The organism is Mesorhizobium sp. M0048 (assembly GCF_040323405.1).
GTDB lineage: Bacteria > Pseudomonadota > Alphaproteobacteria > Rhizobiales > Rhizobiaceae > Mesorhizobium.
This window is the reverse complement of sequence record NZ_JAMYUV010000067.1, coordinates 1-18,224: the sequence shown is the minus strand read 5'-3', so window position 1 is coordinate 18,224 and position 18,224 is coordinate 1. Positions and strand designations below refer to the sequence as shown.

At 61.5% G+C, this 18,224-nt stretch carries 18 protein-coding genes and 1 riboswitch; of the genes, 2 read left to right on the top strand and 16 right to left on the bottom strand.

Translation table 11 applies throughout. The features are described from left to right. Nucleotides 1-12: 12 nt before the first annotated feature. From NKJ84_RS30330 to NKJ84_RS30305, 6 genes are all read right to left on the bottom strand, one after another. Entirely contained in the window at nt 13-855 is an 843-nt protein-coding gene (locus NKJ84_RS30330; RefSeq protein ID WP_352509513.1) for a carbohydrate ABC transporter permease, read from the bottom strand. A 5-nt stretch (nt 856-860) separates the two neighbouring features. Next, a complete protein-coding gene (locus NKJ84_RS30325) occupies nt 861-1,757 on the bottom strand; it encodes a carbohydrate ABC transporter permease (protein WP_254818569.1) in 897 nt (298 codons plus the stop codon). Nucleotides 1,758-1,894: 137 nt separating this feature from the next. Beyond that, nucleotides 1,895-3,142, bottom strand: coding sequence for an ABC transporter substrate-binding protein (locus NKJ84_RS30320; RefSeq protein ID WP_254818570.1), 1,248 nt, complete (start codon nt 3,140-3,142; stop codon nt 1,895-1,897). Between the two features lie 120 nt (nt 3,143-3,262). Then, nucleotides 3,263-4,408 carry an ABC transporter ATP-binding protein gene (locus tag NKJ84_RS30315; RefSeq protein ID WP_352509511.1) on the bottom strand — a complete coding sequence of 382 codons (1,146 nt, stop codon included), beginning with the start codon at nt 4,406-4,408 and terminating at the stop codon, nt 3,263-3,265. 89 nt (nt 4,409-4,497) lie between these two features. Then, entirely contained in the window at nt 4,498-5,448 is a 951-nt protein-coding gene (locus NKJ84_RS30310) for a PfkB family carbohydrate kinase (RefSeq protein ID WP_254818572.1), read from the bottom strand. A 3-nt stretch (nt 5,449-5,451) separates the two neighbouring features. Then, the gene (locus NKJ84_RS30305) at nt 5,452-6,252 is read right to left on the bottom strand and encodes a beta/alpha barrel domain-containing protein (protein ID WP_254818671.1); all 801 of its coding nucleotides are present in this window, start codon (nt 6,250-6,252) and stop codon (nt 5,452-5,454) included. Between the two features lie 179 nt (nt 6,253-6,431). Here NKJ84_RS30305 and NKJ84_RS30300 point away from each other — a divergent pair, with 179 nt between their 5' ends. Together NKJ84_RS30300 and NKJ84_RS30295 are read left to right on the top strand one after the other, a co-directional pair. Further along, nucleotides 6,432-7,580 (top strand): Gfo/Idh/MocA family protein, encoded by a 1,149-nt coding sequence (locus NKJ84_RS30300; RefSeq protein ID WP_352509510.1) that lies wholly within the window; start codon nt 6,432-6,434, stop codon nt 7,578-7,580. Nucleotides 7,581-7,594: 14 nt separating this feature from the next. Next, complete coding sequence (locus NKJ84_RS30295) at nt 7,595-8,617, top strand: alpha/beta hydrolase (protein WP_352509509.1); 1,023 nt, start codon at nt 7,595-7,597, stop codon at nt 8,615-8,617. On the opposite strand, the gene NKJ84_RS30290 is transcribed toward NKJ84_RS30295, so the two are convergent. The 10 genes from NKJ84_RS30290 to NKJ84_RS30245 all read right to left on the bottom strand — a co-directional run. Then, on the bottom strand, nt 8,577-9,599 hold the full coding sequence (locus NKJ84_RS30290) for a LacI family DNA-binding transcriptional regulator (protein WP_352509508.1): 1,023 nt from the start codon (nt 9,597-9,599) through the stop codon (nt 8,577-8,579). The genes NKJ84_RS30295 and NKJ84_RS30290 overlap by 41 nt on opposite strands. A 504-nt stretch (nt 9,600-10,103) precedes the next feature. Continuing rightward, complete coding sequence (locus NKJ84_RS30285) at nt 10,104-10,865, bottom strand: hydroxymethylpyrimidine/phosphomethylpyrimidine kinase (RefSeq protein WP_352509507.1); 762 nt, start codon at nt 10,863-10,865, stop codon at nt 10,104-10,106. Next, on the bottom strand, nt 10,856-11,461 hold the full coding sequence (locus NKJ84_RS30280) for a thiamine phosphate synthase (protein WP_352509506.1): 606 nt from the start codon (nt 11,459-11,461) through the stop codon (nt 10,856-10,858). The genes NKJ84_RS30285 and NKJ84_RS30280 overlap by 10 nt, the downstream gene beginning before the upstream one ends. After that, nucleotides 11,458-12,231 carry a thiazole synthase gene (locus NKJ84_RS30275; RefSeq protein ID WP_352509505.1) on the bottom strand — a complete coding sequence of 258 codons (774 nt, stop codon included), beginning with the start codon at nt 12,229-12,231 and terminating at the stop codon, nt 11,458-11,460. Before NKJ84_RS30275 ends, NKJ84_RS30280 begins: the two co-directional genes overlap by 4 nt. 3 nt (nt 12,232-12,234) lie before the next feature. Next, complete coding sequence (gene thiS / locus NKJ84_RS30270) at nt 12,235-12,432, bottom strand: sulfur carrier protein ThiS (protein ID WP_254818579.1); 198 nt, start codon at nt 12,430-12,432, stop codon at nt 12,235-12,237. Continuing rightward, a complete protein-coding gene (gene thiO, locus NKJ84_RS30265) occupies nt 12,401-13,402 on the bottom strand; it encodes a glycine oxidase ThiO (protein ID WP_352509504.1) in 1,002 nt (333 codons plus the stop codon). Before thiO ends, thiS begins: the two co-directional genes overlap by 32 nt. After that, nucleotides 13,399-15,234: a phosphomethylpyrimidine synthase ThiC gene (thiC, locus tag NKJ84_RS30260; protein WP_352509503.1), complete on the bottom strand. Its 1,836-nt coding sequence runs from the start codon at nt 15,232-15,234 to the stop codon at nt 13,399-13,401. The genes thiO and thiC overlap by 4 nt, the downstream gene beginning before the upstream one ends. Before the next feature lie 103 nt (nt 15,235-15,337). Then, a riboswitch (TPP riboswitch) is annotated at nt 15,338-15,454 on the bottom strand. Nucleotides 15,455-15,620: 166 nt separating this feature from the next. Then, on the bottom strand, nt 15,621-17,165 hold the full coding sequence (locus tag NKJ84_RS30255) for a Fic family protein (protein WP_352509501.1): 1,545 nt from the start codon (nt 17,163-17,165) through the stop codon (nt 15,621-15,623). Between the two features lie 59 nt (nt 17,166-17,224). Continuing rightward, nucleotides 17,225-17,539: a cyclic nucleotide-binding domain-containing protein gene (locus NKJ84_RS33335; RefSeq protein ID WP_502904050.1), complete on the bottom strand. Its 315-nt coding sequence runs from the start codon at nt 17,537-17,539 to the stop codon at nt 17,225-17,227. A gap of 476 nt (nt 17,540-18,015) precedes the next feature. Continuing rightward, nucleotides 18,016-18,224: TOBE domain-containing protein (locus NKJ84_RS30245; RefSeq protein WP_352509500.1), on the bottom strand; the 209-nt coding region annotated here is incomplete at its 5' end.

Here is an 18,224-nt window from a genome sequence, read left to right as displayed (position 1 = left end):
GGGAGGGACATGCTACTTGACCGAGCCCGCGGTCATGCCGGCGAGGAAGAATCTCTGGGCAACGAGGTAGATGAGCAAGAGCGGTAGCGAGCCGAGCACGCTCATCGCCATCATCTGGTTCCATTCGAAGGCGTGCTGCCCCATCAACAGCTGGATGCCGATCGGGACGGTGCGCATGGACGCTGACTTCGTCAGCGTCAGCGCAAACAGAAATTCGTTCCAGCACAACAGGAAGGTGTAGACCGACGTCGCCACGATACCAGGCAGTGAAATCGGGACGATCACCCGCCAGAGTGCCGTCCAGCTGCTGCCGCCGTCGACAGCCACCGCTTCATCGAGATCGCGGGGCAAGGTGTTCAGATATCCCGTCATCAGCAGGATCGCGTAGGGCAGCGTAAACACCAGGTAAGTCAGGATCAGTGCGACGTAGGTGTCGAAGATGCCATACGAGACGACAAGCCCGAAGAAGGGGATCAAAAGCGTGATCGGCGGGATCGTCTGCGTGCTGATGATGAGCGTGTTGAGGCTGCCCTTGCCGCGGAAATTGAAACGGCTGAACCCATAGGCCGCCAGCAAGGCGATCAGCACCGTCAACACTGTCACCGCTCCGGCCACGAAGTAGCTGTTGAAGAAGAAGCGCAGCTTTACCGGGTCGCCAAGGATGGCCGCATACGCTTCCAGCGTGAAGGCCTTCGGCAGGACGGTTGGTGGCAGGGCAAAGATTTCGGTATTCGACTTGAACGAGCTGCTCAGCATCCAGTAGATCGGGAAGGCCGCGAAAAAGAGCCCTGCGGCAAGCGCGACATGGAGCGCGGCGGTGATCAGCTTGTCTTTCGGCGAGTGCCTTTTCCTCATGGTGACTACCGAGCCTTTTGATAGCGGATGTAGAACAGCGTCAGGCCGAGAGAGATCAGCAGGATGACCACGGCGCTTGCAGATGCCTGCGACAGGTTGTAGCTCGAAAACGCCAGCTTGTACGTGTAGGTGCTGAGGACCTCGGTCGAGTAGATCGGACCGCCGCCCGTCGTTATCCAGATCAATGGAAAGACCTGCATGGTCCAGATGAAATCCAGCAGCGAGATGCTGATGATGATCGGCATCAGCTGCGGGATGGTGATGAAGATCAGCTTCTGGTAGGCTTTTGCCCCGTCTATATCGGCGGCCTCGTAGAAATCCTTGGGAATGCCCTGCAAACCCGCGAGCAGGCTGACCATGAAGAGCGGATAGCCCGCCCAGATATTGGCGAAGGTGACGGCGTGCAGCGCGGTCTCAGGCGAGGAAAACCACTCGACTTTGGAACCGATGATGCCCATCTGCATGAGAACGCTGTTGACGACACCATTCGGCTCGAGCAGCAGGCGCCAGATCACGGCGATAATCACCGCGGTGAACAGCCAGGGCAGAATGTAGAGCACGCGCAGGATATTGCGCAGCGTGGGATTGATGCGGTCGCTGTTCAGCATGAGCGCGAAGATCATGCCGATGGTCATGTGGAAAACCACACTCATGCATGTGAAGTAGAGCGTATGCCACAGCGAAGCCCAGAACACGGGATCGTTAAAGATCGCCTGGTAGTGTTTCAGTCCGGCAAAGGACGGGTCGCGACGCAGCACTGCGCTGTTCTGGAACGAATAGCCAATCACCGTCACCATCGGCAGCAGCATCAGCAGGCCGATTATGAGGAGCGAAGGCGACAGGTAGAGATAGGGTGCGACCGCTCGTTTCAGTCTATGGCGAGAGCGCTTCTGCCGGGTCATATGACAACCTTGGGATACGCCTTCAAGAGAAGGGGCTTCGGAAACAGGTCCGTCTCACCTTGCCGATCCGTTGTTGCCGGGAGGCCTGCCCGAAGTCAGGCCCCCGGTCGAGGATCGAAAACGAGGAAACAGGCCGATCAGAATTTCGCCATCCAGCCCTTTTGAGCGTTGGCCGCGGCTTGTTCCGGAGACTGCTCGCCGGTGAGCATCTTCTGGGCCTCCACGTCGAACTGGGTCATCAGGTCTTCCGCCACCGGCAGGCCTGTGAACTCATTGGCAAGATAACCGGTCTTGAAAATTTCGAAAGCCTTGCCGAAAGCCTTGTCGGAGGTCACGAAATCGGGCTTGGCGTTGACGTTGCCGGGGAAGGCGTTTGCCAGCGACACGAGCTTGGCGTTCACCTTTTCACCCATCAGATATTGGACGAGCTTCCAGGCTTCCTCCTGATGTTTCGAGGCGGCAGAGATGCCTATGCCCCAGGAGGCGTAGGGAAGGCCGCGCTTGCCGTTGTAGTTCTCCACGACCGGGACCGGGATGAGATCGAAGTTCAGTTTGGGATTGCGTTTGCGAATGAGGTTCACGTGCGCAAGCGAGTCGATCATCATCCCGACCCGATCGTTGACGAATTCCTCGACCTTTTCCTGTTCGGTCTTGGTGGCGATGCCGGGCGAGATGACGCCGGCGTCGTTCAGCGATTTGACGAAGGTGAGCATATCCACCACCGGCTTGCCCTCGAGAGCCGGCTTGCCGTCCGCCATCATCGATTGACCCGATGCCCAGACCCACGACATCATGTCGTTCTGGACACCGGACGGCGTTTGCAGCGACAGGGGTAGCACCCAGCCATACTGGTTATTGTCGGCATGGGTCATCTTCTTGGCGGCTTCGAGAAACTCCGCGCGGGTCGACGGCAGCTTGGTCACGCCTGCCTGGGCGGCGAGGTCCAAATTCACGAAAACCGGATAGACGAACGAAGCCACGGGAAACATCACCGCCTTACCGTCCACCTTGATGATATCCGCGACCTGGGTCTTGTCGAACCCGCTCGCATCCATCATCGGGTTCATGTCGGCCAGCGCATTCTGCGCGTTCAGATTGTTCACCCAGGCGCCGTCGAGACCGACGACGTCGCTAAGCGTTCCAGTTGCAGCACCAACCGAGATCTGGTCTCGCGTGGTCGCATAGGGGCCGCTGACCAGCGTCACCTTGATTCCGGGGTTTGCAGCCTCGAAGTCATTCATGATTGCCCTGAGCGAGCCGGCCGGCAATTCGGGCTCCCACCACTGGGTGAATTCTAGGGTCGTGTCCGCCATGGCGCTGGTTGCGCCAAGCAACCATGCGGCCGCGGCTACCTTCAGCATCGCGGGTTGTATCCGAAACATCATTTTCTCCTCCTTCTTCAAGATCGACCGCACAATGCGGTCGATCATCTGGTTTATTCAGAAACCTTCTTGCGAGTATCTTTCGCAGGCGCCTCGCTCCCGCCTGCGGTCTGCCGCAGATCTTCAGATCACCAGATGCGTCTCGGGATCGAAGAAATGGAACTTGGAATCATCCAGGGCCAACCGGATCTCCGAGCCGGAGTGGACGACGCTGGCCGGCTCGAATCTCGCCACCGCGTTCGATGCCAGGCCAAAATCGTCCACCGCGTCCGGATCGCCGGAGTCCACCCGGACCGCGTCGATGTTCAGGTGGACGATATGTTCAGAGCCGAGCTCTTCGATCGAAGTCACCTTTGCGGGTATAGTCTGATACTTGCGGCCGGATTCGAGGCTGCTGTCATAAAGATCCTCCGGTCGTATCCCGAACACGATCTTGCGCCCCGCATAGGACCGCAAGCCCGGCCTGCGTACGAAGGCTGCATCCTGCAGCCGGATGGCGAAGTCGCGAAAAACGAGCTCGCTGCCCTTCAGGGTCGCTTCGAAAAGGTTCATCGAAGGAGAGCCGATGAAGCCGGCAACGAAGGCGTTCACCGGCGATTCATAGAGTCTCTTGGGTGTGTCGACCTGCTGCAGCACGCCACCTTTCAACACCGCGACCCTGTCGCCCATCGTCATCGCTTCGATTTGGTCGTGGGTCACGTATATGGTCGTGACGCCGAGTTGCTTTTGCAGGCTGGTGATTTCGGCACGCATTTGCACGCGCAGTTTTGCATCCAGGTTGGAAAGCGGTTCGTCCATGAGAAAGGCGGCCGGCTCGCGCACCATGGCGCGGCCCATGGCAACCCGTTGACGCTGTCCGCCTGACAGGTTCGCGGGTTTGCTGTCCAGCAAAGACGTCAACTGAAGGGTTTTGGCGATCTCGTCGACGCGCTTCTTGCGCTCGGCCTTCGGCTTGCCTGCCAGCCGCATCGAAAAGGCGATGTTTTCGAACACCGTCATGTGCGGGTAGAGCGCGTAGCTCTGGAAGACCATCGCGATGTCGCGGTCCTTGGGCGGCATGTCGACGACGTCGACTCCGCCGATCCGAAGGCTGCCGCTGGTGATGTCCTCCAATCCCGCGATCATTCGCAACGCGGTGGATTTGCCGCAGCCGGACGGCCCGACGAGAATCAAGAACTCGCCGTCCTCGACCGATAGGTTCAATTGGTCGATTGCGCGAAAATTGTTCCCGTAGGTTTTGCAGATCTTCTCAAGAATGACTTCTGCCATCTTCCTCCCTCCACAAGCATAAGCCAATGATTCTTATAATTTCCTCGGCCTATGTTCACCGGCGAAATGTTTCCTCGGATAGTTTCAGGCTACGTTCCAGTATCGACATACGCATTTTTTAGTTCGACTGCTGACGGCGCGTTCGTCGATGCCAGGAGTTCCGTGACCTGGTCGTCGGTCGGAAGCGCCTCGCGCCCGCCACGTCCCGTTATCGAGAGGGCCGCCGCCGCGGCCGCGAATGCCACCCGGCCTGCGGTGTCGGCTCCGCGCATCAACGCATGCGCGTAGGCGCCATGAAAGCAGTCACCCGCGCCGGTCGAGTCGACGACCACAACCCGGTGCGGGGGCAGATGCCAGAGACCTGTCTCTTGACGCCCGCGATAGTACACGCCCCTGTCGCCATCGGTCAGAACCACGGCGGACCGCGACGGCGACCACAATGCATCGAGCATCTCGGCGGGCGATCGGCGCCCTGTGGCAGTCCGCCCAAAGCCGAGGGGAAGAATGAGATGGTCGCAGAGCGCGATCAGCCGCTCCGTGGCTGGGCCGCAGCTCCATTCGATATCGCCGAGGATCGCAAGGCCGAGATCGCGAGCCCGAGCAACGACATCCAGCGACCGGATCGCGTAGCTATCGACGATCAGGACAGTCGCGCGGCTGAGGACCTCGTCCGGGAAGTCCGACGCGGTGCCCAGCATCGCGTCGTCGTCATACGCGATGAACCGTTCCCCGTCCGAGCCGACGGTAATGCGCGAGCGCACCGGGCGCGCGTCCGGGTGGCGCGGCGCGAATTCGGTTTCAACACCGCTCGCAACGAGATCGCGCAGCACGGCGTCGTCAGCGGCGCTGCCCAGCCATCCGACGAACCCGGCGCTTCCGCCGAGCCGCGCGACGGCGGCTAGCGCCGTCGCGACATTTCCCCCGAAAGACCGGGTACTATGCAGAACCTTCCCCTTGCCCGCCGACAACGGCTGATCGACATAGACGATGTCGTCGATCGCAATAGCGCCGAAGCCGAGGATTGAAGGGACGGTGGGCATCGTTCAGGCACCCGCCTTCGCCAGGGCGTCTTGCGCCGAAAGGCCGTCATGGATGACGCCCCGAAAGGCAAGCGCAGCCTTCTCCGGATCGCCATGTCCCCAGAGATTGCGGCCTACCACGGCACCGCGTGCGCCGGCACGGATGGCGTCCGCCGTCTGCTTAAGCGCGCCGAGCAGCGTATCGGTTTTCGGACCACCCGCGATCACAACCGGCACCGGGCAGGTCCGGACGGTCTCTCGGAACGACTCGAAATCGCCCGTGTAGCCGATCTTGATCACGTCGACGCCGGATTCGTAGCCGATGCGCGCCGCGTAGGCGATCTCGTCGGGGGTGAAGACTATCGTTGCCCCGTCGGTGAAATCGCGAGGGTAGATATGCGCGACCACAGGCATGCCGTAGCGGGCCGCTGCATTCACCGAATCGGTCAGCCAGCGTATGTATTTGCCCTCGGTCGCGCCGCGCACCGGAATGGCCACGGCCAACGCATCGGCCCCCGCGCGCACCGCATCCTCGGGTGTTGCTATCAACTCGCTGATGCGATCGTCCGGAGTGAAGCAGCCCGCCTGAATCACCAGGGAAGCCTTGCCCGCATATTGCGGCCACAGATGGCGCGCGGTGCCAGGCTGGATGCTGACGTAGTCGGGTTTGCCCGCCATGACGCGGGCAAGCGCACCCGGCAGGTCGGCAAGTCCGCCTTTGCGCACGTCGCCATAACCGACGAAGTGGTCGACCGCGCCGCCAAAAAGGTTCCCCGATGGATGCGAGAAGAGGCGCGCAAGACGCACCTTGGTTCCTAGGCTCATGAGTTCAAAATTCCCCAATCGTTTGTTTTCAAAATCCTGCTGCGCCATCATTTTCATATGCTCTATAAAAATTTTACGCGCGTCAAGAATTAAAATGTTGTATAGCGGCTTTCGACTGTGATCCATTGCTGGCGCAAGGGTGCAGCCAGGCCATGACCGCTTGGGGAGGTAGATCTGAAATGCACGGGACATCAAAGACAAAGCTCGGCATCGGCATCATCGGATGCGGCAACATCTCGATGACCTATCTGCGCAATGCGGGCCTGTTCGGCGGGGTCGAGTTGCGCGCCTGTGCCGACATTTCAGCCGACATGGCGGCGCTCCGTGCCAAGGAATATGGCATCCGCGCGCTCGGGGTCGACGCGCTGCTGGCCGATCCGGACATCGACCTTGTCCTCAATTTGACGATACCGGCGGCGCATTTGGACATTTCGCTTTCGGCGCTTTCAGCGGGCAAGCACGTCTTCACCGAAAAGCCGCTGGCGACGTCCGTCGCCGATGGCCGCCGGCTGGTGGCGGAGGCAGCAAAGCGCGGGCTGCTGCTCGGGTCGGCCCCCGACACCTTCCTCGGCGCCGCCGGACGGCGGGCGCGCCGGCTGATAGATGAGGGCGCGATCGGCCGCGCCGTGACCGGCACCGCTTTCATGATGGGGCGCGGCATGGAGCACTGGCATCCCAACCCGCAATTCTACTACCAGCCTGGCGGTGGCCCGGTCTTCGACATGGGTCCTTACTATCTGACCATGCTGGTCAACCTGCTGGGCCCGGTCGCCCGCGTCATGGCGATGGCGACGCGCGGCCAGGAGGAGCGTCTGATCACCGCCGACGGGCCTTACAAGAACACCACCTTCAAGGTCGGCACACCGACCAACATCGTGTCGCTGCTCGAATTCCGCTCCGGCGCCACGGTCACCTTCGGCGCCTCCTGGGACGTCTTCAAACACTCCAACCATCCGATCGAACTGCACGGCACCGAGGGCTCGCTGGGGCTGCCCGATCCCGACACCTTCGGCGGCACCGTTTCGCTCTCGGCGCGCGGCGCCGACTGGAAAGATCACGAGAGTGAGAGCCAACTCTACGGCGCGCGCAACTGGCCCTATGCGGCGCCCGACCGTGCCAACTACCGCATGCTCGGCGTCGCCGATCTGGCGCGAGCGTTGGTCGAGGGACGCAAGCCCCGCGCGTCCGGTGAATTGGCGCTGCATGTACTTGAGATCATGGAAGCCATCCTGGCCTCGGGCGAAAGCCGCGGCTCGGTTGCCGTCAACGGCACGGTCGACCAGCCGCCGCTGCTCGGCGAGGACGAAGCGGCGAGCCTGCTGGCCTGACGGGAGGTCCGCCGATGACGACAACGCCACTGATGGCAACGCCGTCCCCGTCCGCGCTCGACCGGCAGGCGCGACATGTTCTCGATCTCGGCCGCCGGGCGAACAGGCCGCCCTTCGAGGCTGGCACGCCGGAACAGGCGCGCCGTGCCTATGTAGACGGTCTTCCCGATCTACAAGGCGGTCGCGAGCCGGTGGGCTCAGTCACCGAGCGCACAATCGCCGGACCCGGTGGGCCGCTGACGCTGAGGATCTATCGCGGGCAGGGCGCGCCTAATGCGGATGCTCCGGCGCTGCTCTATCTGCATGGCGGCGGCTGGGTAATCGGCAATCTCGAATCGCATGACGAGATCTGCCGCTGGTTCGCCAATGTCGCGGCTTGCGTCGTCGTGTCGCCGGATTACCGGCTGGCGCCGGAGCACAAGTTTCCGGCCGCGGTGGAAGACTGCCGCGCCGTGCTGTCCTTCATGCAGGATCATGCCGCCGATCTCGGCATCAACCCGAAACGCATCGCCGTCGCAGGCGACAGCGCCGGCGGCAATCTGGCCACTGTGCTCAGCCTCATTGCGCGTGGGGACAAACATCCGCTGACGGCGCAACTGCTGCTCTACCCCAACACCTATGCCGCGCAGACGGCGGACAGCTATCGTCGTTTTGCCGAAGGTTTTGGCCTGACCGCCACGACCATGGCCTGGTTCCGCGACCACTATGTCCGCGACGCCGCCGATGTCGGCGATTGGCGCGTCTCGCCGCTCAAAGCCGAAAGCCTTGTGGGAGTGGCGCCCGCCTTCATCGCCATCGCCGGTCATGACATCCTCGCCGACGAGGGCGAAGCCTATGCCGGGCGCCTACAGGACGCCGGTGTGCCGGTCGTGCTCAGGCGCTGGCCGGGCCAGATCCACGGCTTCGTCTCGATGGGCCGTCAGGGGCCGGCATCACGGCAGGCGGTCGAGGCGGCGGTTGCCGCATGGCAAGGCTTCGATCGCGCTTTCGCGAAGATCAAGCCGACTGACGCATCACTAGCGTCGCGTCGAGTTTGACCTTGGGCGCGACCGCCGTCTCGTCTTCATTGAGCAGGGCAAGCAGCGTCTCGACGCTGCGGCCGGCCATCGACGCGAAGTCCTGTGCCATGGTGGTGAGGCCTGGGCATGCGTAGCGGCTAAGCGGATGGTCGTCATGCGCGGCGACGCGCAGGTCGCAGTCGGGCTTGCGGCCGATCTTGAGTCCCCGGGCAAAGGCTGCGGCCATCAGGCCGAAGGCCAGACGGTCATTGTTGCACAGGATGGTCTTGCCCGGCAGGTCGCCATTGCTAAGCATTCTTTCCGTCTGCTCGTAGCCGATGCGCTCGAAATCCCAAGTGTAGTCCTTGGTGTTGCCGATCACGATGGGCTCATGCCCGAGCCGCTTCATCGAGGCGACATAGCTGCTCAGCCGTTCGGGTGAATTGTGGTTGACGTGCGGGATGTCGAAATAAACCGGCGCGTCGCCCGAGCGGCAGAGATAGTCGACGACGGTCGCGACGCTCTGCGTGTTGTTGTTGCCGACGAAGGGCGTGTTGCCCTCGAGGTAAGTGTCGAAATAGACGATCGGGATCGCCTGCGTCAGCTTCTCGAGCGTCCGATGGTCGGAGCGCCGCCCGAGCGGCGCGACGAGCGCGCCCGAGACCTTGAGCGACAGGATGGTCCGCGTCGCCTCGACTTCGAGTTCGGTCGAGCCGTGCGAGGAGATGACGATCGGCCAGTAGCCTTCGTCGCGCAGCCGAAGCTCGATGCGGCTGACCATCTCCGAATAGAACGGATCGGTCACAGTCGGCACGACAATGCCAATGCTGCGCGTGCGCTTGCGGTTGAGGTTCCGCGCAAACAGATTAGGCTGGTAATCGGACGAGCGTAGCGCTTCCTCGATGCGCTTGCGCGTCGCCGGCTTGACGCTGGTCGGATCGTCGAAATACTTGGAGAGCGTGGGCCGGGACACGCCGCACGAACGGGCGAAATCCTCCATCGTCTTGTGCGTCATCGCCATTCAAACCCTCGCAGCATGGATTTCGGCCTGGTCCATGCGTTGTCCCCGATGATTTCCTTATGGTGAGCCGGCGCGCGACTGCAAGTCGAAATTTTACAGGAAGCTTTGCAAATTATCAACGCGTGGACAAAAATTATTGCATGCGTAAATTTATTAATTGACGTGAAATATACCAAGCCGTATTCACATCCGGGACGTTGCACGCAAGCGGCGCAGTGGATTGGAGTTTAGGCCGGAAACGAGGCCTCGGGCTTTGAGCGCCCTCGACCGTCGCTCAGATCGCCGTATCGAGGTGCGACAGTCTTGTGCGACGATTGTTTTCTATATTGGCACTATCGATCTGCGCCAGCGAACGAACTTACTCGCCCCGGAGGAGTCTGGCGTCACTCCCGACAGCGAACCGCGCGTGCGCATGATCGAAGGATGTGAGCGGCAGCCGTATCGTCGAGAATCTCGCGGCGAGCGACGCGGACTTAAGCTTGACTGGGCCGGGAGATGCCGCGGTCATTCGGCTGCCTTCTTCTGAAGCTGCTCGAACACAAACAGCTTGCCTTTGCGCACGCTGTTTTCGAGTGGGCTCGCGTTCGCCAGATGCGCCGCAATCGCGCTGGCCAGCATGCAGCCCGTCCCGCGCATCGATACGGAAAGTCGCGGTGTGTCAAAGCGGATTGGTTCTTGATCAAAGTGCAACAGAATATCGGTCGATCGGGGTCCCGCCGCGTGGCCGCCCTTGATCAGCAGGGCCTGTGCGCCGACTGCCAGCAATTTCCGTCCCTGTCTCACCGCATCGCTCTCGTTCGCCGCCGGTTCAGCGCCAACAAAGAGCGCCAGCTCGAAAAGATTGGGTGTGACGAGACGGCAAAACGGCATCAGATCACGTTTCATGGCGGCGATGGCGTCCGTTTCGAGTAGCGCTCGACCTGAAGTGGAGACCAGAACCGGGTCGAGCACTGCCGGCACCTGCGGATTTTCGCGCAGCACGGCGGCAACGCCAGCCACGATCTCAGCGGTTGCGAGCATGCCGATCTTGATGGCCGTCACATTGTTGGCCTGCAGCGCAGCGCGCATCTGATCGGCCACGAGACCGGGCTGAGAAGGATGGACTGCCATGACGGTTTCGTGCGTTTGCACCGTCAGCGCGGTGACAGCCAGGCAGGTGCGCACACCAAGGGAGGAGATCGTCTCGATATCGCGTCCTATTCCGGCGCCCCCGCTGGAGTCCGAACCACTAACGACGAGCACATGCGGTTCTCGCCTCAGCGCCATTTCTCTGTCCTTTCGATCCACTCTCGCGTGCGCGTTTCGGGATCGGCGTTGAGCGTGATGTCGGTCACCACGGCCGCGCTGTCCGCACCAGCCTCAAAGACACTGTCGAGCCGGTCGGGGTTGAGGCCGCCGATGGCGACCAATGGGATCGGCGCTACCCGATGCTTCCATTTGCTGATCCGCTCGAGCCCTTGCGGCGCCCATTTCATCTTCTTGAGGCTAGTGGGATAAATAGGCCCCAGGGCCACATAGTCCGGCTCGGCCGCTAGCGCCGTTTCCAGTTCGGTATGATCGTGGGTCGAAAGCCCGAGCTTCAATCCGGCGTACTTAATCGCCAGCAGGTCAGCCGCAGCCAAATCCTCTTGGCCGAGATGTACGAAGTCGCAGCCTTCCTCAATGGCGAGTCGCCAATAGTCGTTGACAATCAGTTGGCAACCATGGACCGCGCAGACGCCGTTCGCGCGGCGGATTTCCGAGCGCAGCGTGACCTCGTCCCTATCCTTGATGCGCAGCTGCACCAGCCTGACGCCGAGTGGCACTAGCCGTTCGATCCAGGCAGCGCTGTCGACGATCAGGTAGAAGGGATCGAGCTTCATGAAAAAACTGCTCTGCCGATCGTCGGTGTCGATGGCACGGCGACGTCGCGCGGTTCGAGCATTCCCGAACTGAAAGCCTCACGGCCGGCGTCGACCGCCTTGCCGAACGCGCGCGCCATGCCGACCGGATCGGCCGCCCTGGCGACCGCTGTGTTCAGGAGGACGGCGTCAAAGCCGAGTTCCATGACGGTGGCCGCGTGCGAAGGTCGTCCCAGCCCCGCATCCACAATCAGCGGGACGCCAGGGAAATGTCCGCGCATCGAGCGCAGCGCTGTGATGTTGACCGGCCCCAGCGCCGAACCGATCGGCGCGCACCATGGCATCAAGACCTTGCAGCCCGCCTCCAGCAGCCGCTCGGCGACGAAAAGGTCATCGGTGGTATAAGGGAATACATCAAAACCGTCCTCGCACAGGATGCGCGCGGCTTTGACCAGGCCGAACACGTCCGGCTGCAGCGTGTCGTGATTGCCGATCACTTCGAGCTTGATCCAGCTGGTGCCGAAGACCTCGCGCGCCATTTTCGCGGTCGTGACCGCTTCCTTGACGGAGTGGCAGCCAGCAGTGTTGGGCAGGATTCTGACGCCGAGCGAGCGGATCAACGACCAGAATTTTTCGCCAGCCCTGCCGCCTGCCATCTCACGGCGCAGCGAGACGGTCACCACCGAGGTTCCCGACGCCTTGACGGCCTCGGCAAGGATGGCCGGCGAAGGATATTGAGCAGTACCGAGAAGCAGGCGCGACGGAAGCTCGGTTCCATAAAGCTCTAACATGGTCTAACCGCCTTGCATGGGCGAGAGGATTTCGATCCGGTCGCCGTCGCTCAACTGGAATTCCGCCCGCTTGGCTTTGTGCACGAGGTCGCTGTTGACCGCCGTTGCCAGCCAATCGCCCTCATAGTCGAGCGCGGCAAGCAGTTCGGCCAGCGTGGCGGCGGCAACCTCATGCGCTTCGCCGTTGACCATCAGTTTCATGAGCAAGTTCCTTGGTCCGTTTTGATTGAAAAACGAGGTCGGCAGCCTGGCGCGCCATGGCAGGGGCGAGAAGAAAACCATGGCGATAGAGTCCATTGATCGCGACGGCAGTTCCAAGTGCCTCCACGCGCGGCAGATTGTCGGGAAAGGCTGGACGGATGCCGACACCTGTTTCAACGATCCCGGCCTCGCCAAAAGCCGGGTGGAGGGCATAGGCGGCACCGAGCAGTTCCATCATCGAACGCGCCGTCACCGGTCCGGCGGACTGGCTTTCAACCATAGTCGCGCCGACCATGAACTGCGTGTCGGCACGCGGCACCGCATAAAGCGGAAAGCGCGGATGCAGCAGCCTGACCGGGCGCGACAGCGAGATATCAGGCGTGCGCAGGAGCAGCATTTCGCCGCGAACGCCGCGCAGCCTGTCATCGGCTGCTGCGATTCCAGTGCAGTCGATCTGACGATCGAAACCGGAAACAGGCTGGGCGTCGGCGCCGAAGCGGAATTCGACGCCCATGGCCGCGAGCTTGTCATGAAGTGCTACCATCGCCTGGCGCGGGTCGAGATGAGCCTCATCGGGGAAGAGCAATCCGCGCCAGAAGCGGCCGGCGAGGTCGGGTTCCAGGAGCGAAATTTCGTCTTCGTCGACCCGCCGATATCCCGACGTGCGGCTGGCGAACCGGTCGAGTTCGCCAGTATCATGCAGCGCGGCCACGACCAACGTTCCGGCACGTATCACCTGACCCGGTAGCACCGCATCCCACCAGTCGGCGGCGTCGCGTCCGAGATCCAGCACCGGCTGCTCGGCGCTTTCACGCTCGCACCATGGCGCGAGCATACCACCGGCGAACCACGACGCATTGCCCTCGATGGCAGGCCTTGTCTCGGCAACGGTGGTCGCCGCGCCGCGTGCGGCGAGCTCGAAGGCGGCGGTGAGGCCGGCAACGCCGGCCCCTTTGACCAGCACCCTCATGATGGCGCACGCGCCTGTGGCATGGCCGGTGCGCCGGTCTCGTCAGCCGGTATGTAGAGATTGCCGCCCTCGCGGTATTTCGCCGCCATCGCCGCCATGCCCTCCTTCTGCGCCTCGGCGCGGATGTCGTGGGAGATACGCATCGAGCAGAATTTCGGCCCGCACATCGAGCAGAAATGCGCCAGCTTGTACGCCTCCTTCGGCAACGTCTCGTCGTGGAAGGAACGCGCGGTTTCGGGGTCGAGCGACAGGTTAAACTGGTCCTCCCAGCGGAATTCGAAGCGCGCGCGGGAAAGGGCATCATCCCTGACTTTCGCCGCCGGATGACCTTTTGCCAGGTCGGCGGCATGGGCGGCTATCTTGTAGGTGATGACGCCCGTCTTGACGTCGTTGCGATCGGGAAGGCCGAGATGCTCCTTGGGCGTGACGTAGCAGAGCATGGCGGTGCCGAACCAACCGATCATCGCCGCGCCGATGCCGGAGGTGATGTGGTCGTAGCCCGGCGCGATGTCGGTCGTCAGCGGCCCAAGCGTATAGAACGGCGCCTCGCCGCAGACGGCGAGCTGCTTGTCCATGTTCTCCTTGATCTTGTGCATCGGCACGTGGCCGGGGCCTTCGATCATTACCTGGCAATCCTTCGCCCAGGCGATCTGTGTCAGCTCGCCGAGCGTCTCCAGCTCGGCGAATTGTGCTGCGTCATTGGCGTCGGCGATCGAGCCGGGACGAAGGCCGTCGCCCAGCGAAAAGGACACGTCATAGCCGCGGCAAATGTCGCAGATCTCGGCGAAATGTTCGTAGAGGAAGCTTTCCCGGTGATGATGCAGGCACCATTTGGCCATGATCGAGCCACCGCGCGAGACGATGCCAGTGACCCGGTCAACGGTCAGCGGGATGTAGTGCAGCCGCACGCCCGCATGGATGGTGAAATAGTCGACGCCCTGTTCGGCCTGCTCGATCAGCGTGTCGCGGTAGACCTCCCAGGTCAGATCCTCGGCAATGCCGCCAACCTTCTCGAGCGCCTGGTAGAGCGGCACCGTGCCGATCGGCACCGGCGAGTTGCGCAGGATCCAGTCGCGGATGTTGTGGATGTTGCGGCCGGTCGACAGGTCCATCACCGTATCGGCGCCCCAGCGGATCGCCCACACCATCTTTTCGACCTCTTCGGCCATGGACGAGGTGACGGCGGAGTTACCGATATTGGCGTTGATCTTGACCAGGAAATTGCGACCGATGATCATCGGCTCGCTCTCGGGATGGTTGATGTTGGCGGGAATGATTGCGCGTCCGCGCGCCACCTCCTCTCGGACGAATTCCGGCGTCACGAAATCGGGCAGCGTCGCGCCGAAAGCCTCGCCGTCACGCTCAAGCTTGCCATGCAGGATCTCACGACCAAGGTTCTCGCGGATGGCGACGAACTCCATTTCGGGCGTGATGATGCCGGCGCGCGCATAGGCAAGCTGTGTCACCGCCTTGCCGGCCCTGGCCCTGAGTGGCCGGTTGCGAATGGGAAATTCTGGCGTCAGGCGTTCGCCCGTAGCGAACCCGTTGTCCTCCGGCCGGACATGGCGCCCGTCACAGGCCTCGACATCACCGCGCGCCAAAATCCATTCGTGGCGAAGCCGGGCTAGGCCTTTTTCGATGCTGGTTTCGACAGCCGGGTGGGTATAGGGGCCGGACGGATCGTAGACGGTGACGGGCGGCTCGCCGGCCGTCGGATGGACGGAGACTTCGCGCATCGGCACCCTAATCTGTGGGTGGATGGTGCCGGGCTTGTGAATTTTCCGTGAGGCAGGCAGCGGTCCCGTTGAGACGGCTGGGGTGAGGGCATTCATCTTGAGGCTCCTTTGCTCATGCATTGGAGACCCAGTTCTGTGCCGGAAGGATGAAAAGACGCTTTGGTTGACCTGCCGAAACAGGACCTCGGGCGTAAACTCCCGCAAAGCGCTTGCACCGTCCCTACGCCAGTATGAACTGGATCAGGTTCAACGGGTCACTGCGCCGCGAAAGCCAGCAGTATCTCAGCCCCTTGCCGGGACCCCCCTGGTGAATGCCTCAGGTTGAACGGGCCGGCATCGATTTGTCAAGCGCATTTGGGCCGAGGCCGTGATCGGCGGTCGGTCAGACCGTGCGGAAAAAACTCGACAAACCAAGAGTTGTGATGAAGGCCGGGATAAGGATCGCAACCGTGGGCCTGAAGATCCTTGTGAAGGTTACGCCTTCACTTGCCACCAAAGGTTTGCGCGTAGATGGCCTCGATTCTCCCTGCCTCCTCATTGGTCAGCGCGGCGAATTCCTTTTCGCGTGCGCGATTGGACAGATGGCCACCATTCTGGTGAAGGAAACGGAAGAGCAGGTCCGTCAGCCGCTCGGGCATGTCGATAGAGGCGTCCACCTGCCGCCGAAATTGGTCATAGCGCTGCAAAAAAGCGGTTTCCTCCGGAAGGTCCCGTTCGATCGTCCGCTGAACGCAGGCATAGAGGAATTCGGCGTGTGGGGTTGCATCGAAGAAACGGTAGAAATCACCGGTGTCATTCAGAACCCGGACGTTGAATTCGGGCGTCGGTTCCCATTCAACCAACGGCAGAAGGCGTTGCGAATAGCTCTCGAGCACGCCCCTGTACTCGTTGATCTTGTCCTGGATCGCCGCTGAGACGGGAAAGACCACTCCCGGCGGATTGAAACCGTGCATGGCAAGAACGTGGTGGATTAGGTAGCGGTGAATGCGGCCGTTTCCGTCCTCGAACGGGTGGATGTAGACAAAGCCGAAGGCGAGAATTGCGGCGGCTATAACTGCATCAAGGTTTTGCGCCGCGCCTTGATCGAAGGCCACCATTCCATCAATTAGCTGCGGCAGGTCCTCGGGCCGAGCGCTGATGTGATCGGGCAGGGGCATGCGGTTGTCTCGGTCATGCCCACCGACGAATCCTCCTTCTTTTCGGAAGCCCAGTCTGACGAAACGGGCGTCGCCGAGTACAATTCTTTGCAGACGCAGCAGCTCATCGCGATCTATTGGCCGGCCGCCGGCTTCGCCGATCGCGCGGCCCCAGCGTTGGATGCGATCTTGCGGCGGCCGCTCGCCCTCGATCGCGTAACTTGATCGCGAGTCTTTGAGCAAAAGAAAGGCGGCGGTCCGAGCAAGGACGTCGCGCGGCACGTCCGCTACGATTGCCTCCGCGCGCCTCGATAGTCCGAGGCCGATGAATTTTTCGAGAATCTTGGTGCGGAACACCAGAGGGCAGAACTCACGCGTGCCGGGGAGATTGTCCCTTACACGGTAGCGCGAAGCGGTCTTCTCGTGTCCGGGCCACTGCAGCTCAGGATCGACAACCGGAACGTATCTTCCGGCATCCGCGTCCGGCAGATCGATACGCGCGCCCCTCAGCCATTCATATAAAAACCAGATGCGGCGGGCATAACTGCCGGTCCGACTTTCACGGACCAGCGCCTCGATCGGCGCGGGACCGGTCACTTGGAACAGCCGCTTGAGGACGGCAAGGTCCAGTCCCTCGTACTTGAGCGCGAAGGTCAGGTGACCTTCGAGGGTAGGATTTGGGGCATGGCGGGGAGTCATGATCCGCCAGCCATCCCGTTCGGTAATGCGATGATGCTCGCCAGTAGCGAACAACGTGCGGGGCAAGGGCACGGCGAGCCTGTAGGCTCCTATCAGGGCGCTGTACCCGGCCGGGGTGGCCCTTTCAGGAAGGCGGATTTCCTGAAAAACAGTAACAGGACCTGAAAATTGGTGCTGTTGCGCCGCAGGCATGAAAAGCGAATCCTTTTATCGAATTTTGGTCAGTTCCGCCGAAACTATGAAAAATGATCCTATTCCATGAAAATTGATGCCACAAGGCCACTTTTTCCGAAAAACGATTCTAACACATTGCTGAAGTCGACAAAGTAACAATTCCGCCATCGGCTGATATTTGCACCAGTGGCAAAGCGGATGACGCGCACACCCGTGGCATTGATGGCTTCGGCGAAGAAATGATGGGTGGTGTCGGCTTCGAAGCCGAATGTCTCTCCCGCCAGATGGAAGACGCTTATCTGCCTGCGACCGTCCGCAAGCAGGCGGTAAATACGGACGCCGCCAAACTCGACCTGATAGAAGGCTCCGGCCTTTTCACCTTGGGCATAGATCTCCGAACCGGAGGGAAAGAAGCTGACCGGCTGTAGCGGTGTCGGATCGAACGCGGGCAGGCAGGCTCGACTGCAAAGAGTGTGACGGCAGCGAAATTCTGGAGGTCGATTGGGCGTGCATGGCTGTTTTCCCGGTTGGTCCGTGACACGGCAATCGCGCGAATCCGCAGGCCGCGAAATTCGGTTATGTCCCTACGGGAAATTACCTAGCGCAGAGGCGCTAGCGGTCTGGCCCAGTGCTGCACAGGATCGTCAGGCCGTTGGGAGCAATGCAGAACGGTTTTCGGGGTACCATGCACGATCCGGGAGAGAAGAGGGCGCCGGATTGACACCATCCAAATACACCGACCGATCCTATCGCTCAGGGAAATTGAGGCGCCGACCTCAACCAGGAATGCTGCAATCTTTTTGCCATCACAAAAGCCATGCCATCCACACTCCCCATCTGAGTCGGTCAGTGGTGCATCTTTGGCCTGCTACCCCGACACGATCGAGACCGTGCTTTCCGGCGACCAACGCAGCACGACATCCTGACCTTCCGCCAGCTTGTCAGCACCGGTGTTCTGCACGATGACTTTCAGCATCTGTCCGCCACGTTCGACGAAGTAGGTGCTGCTATTGCCGGCAAAGATGCGTTTCGACACTTCCCCCCGCAGCACGTTCGCATTGGCCGTATCCGGAGCCG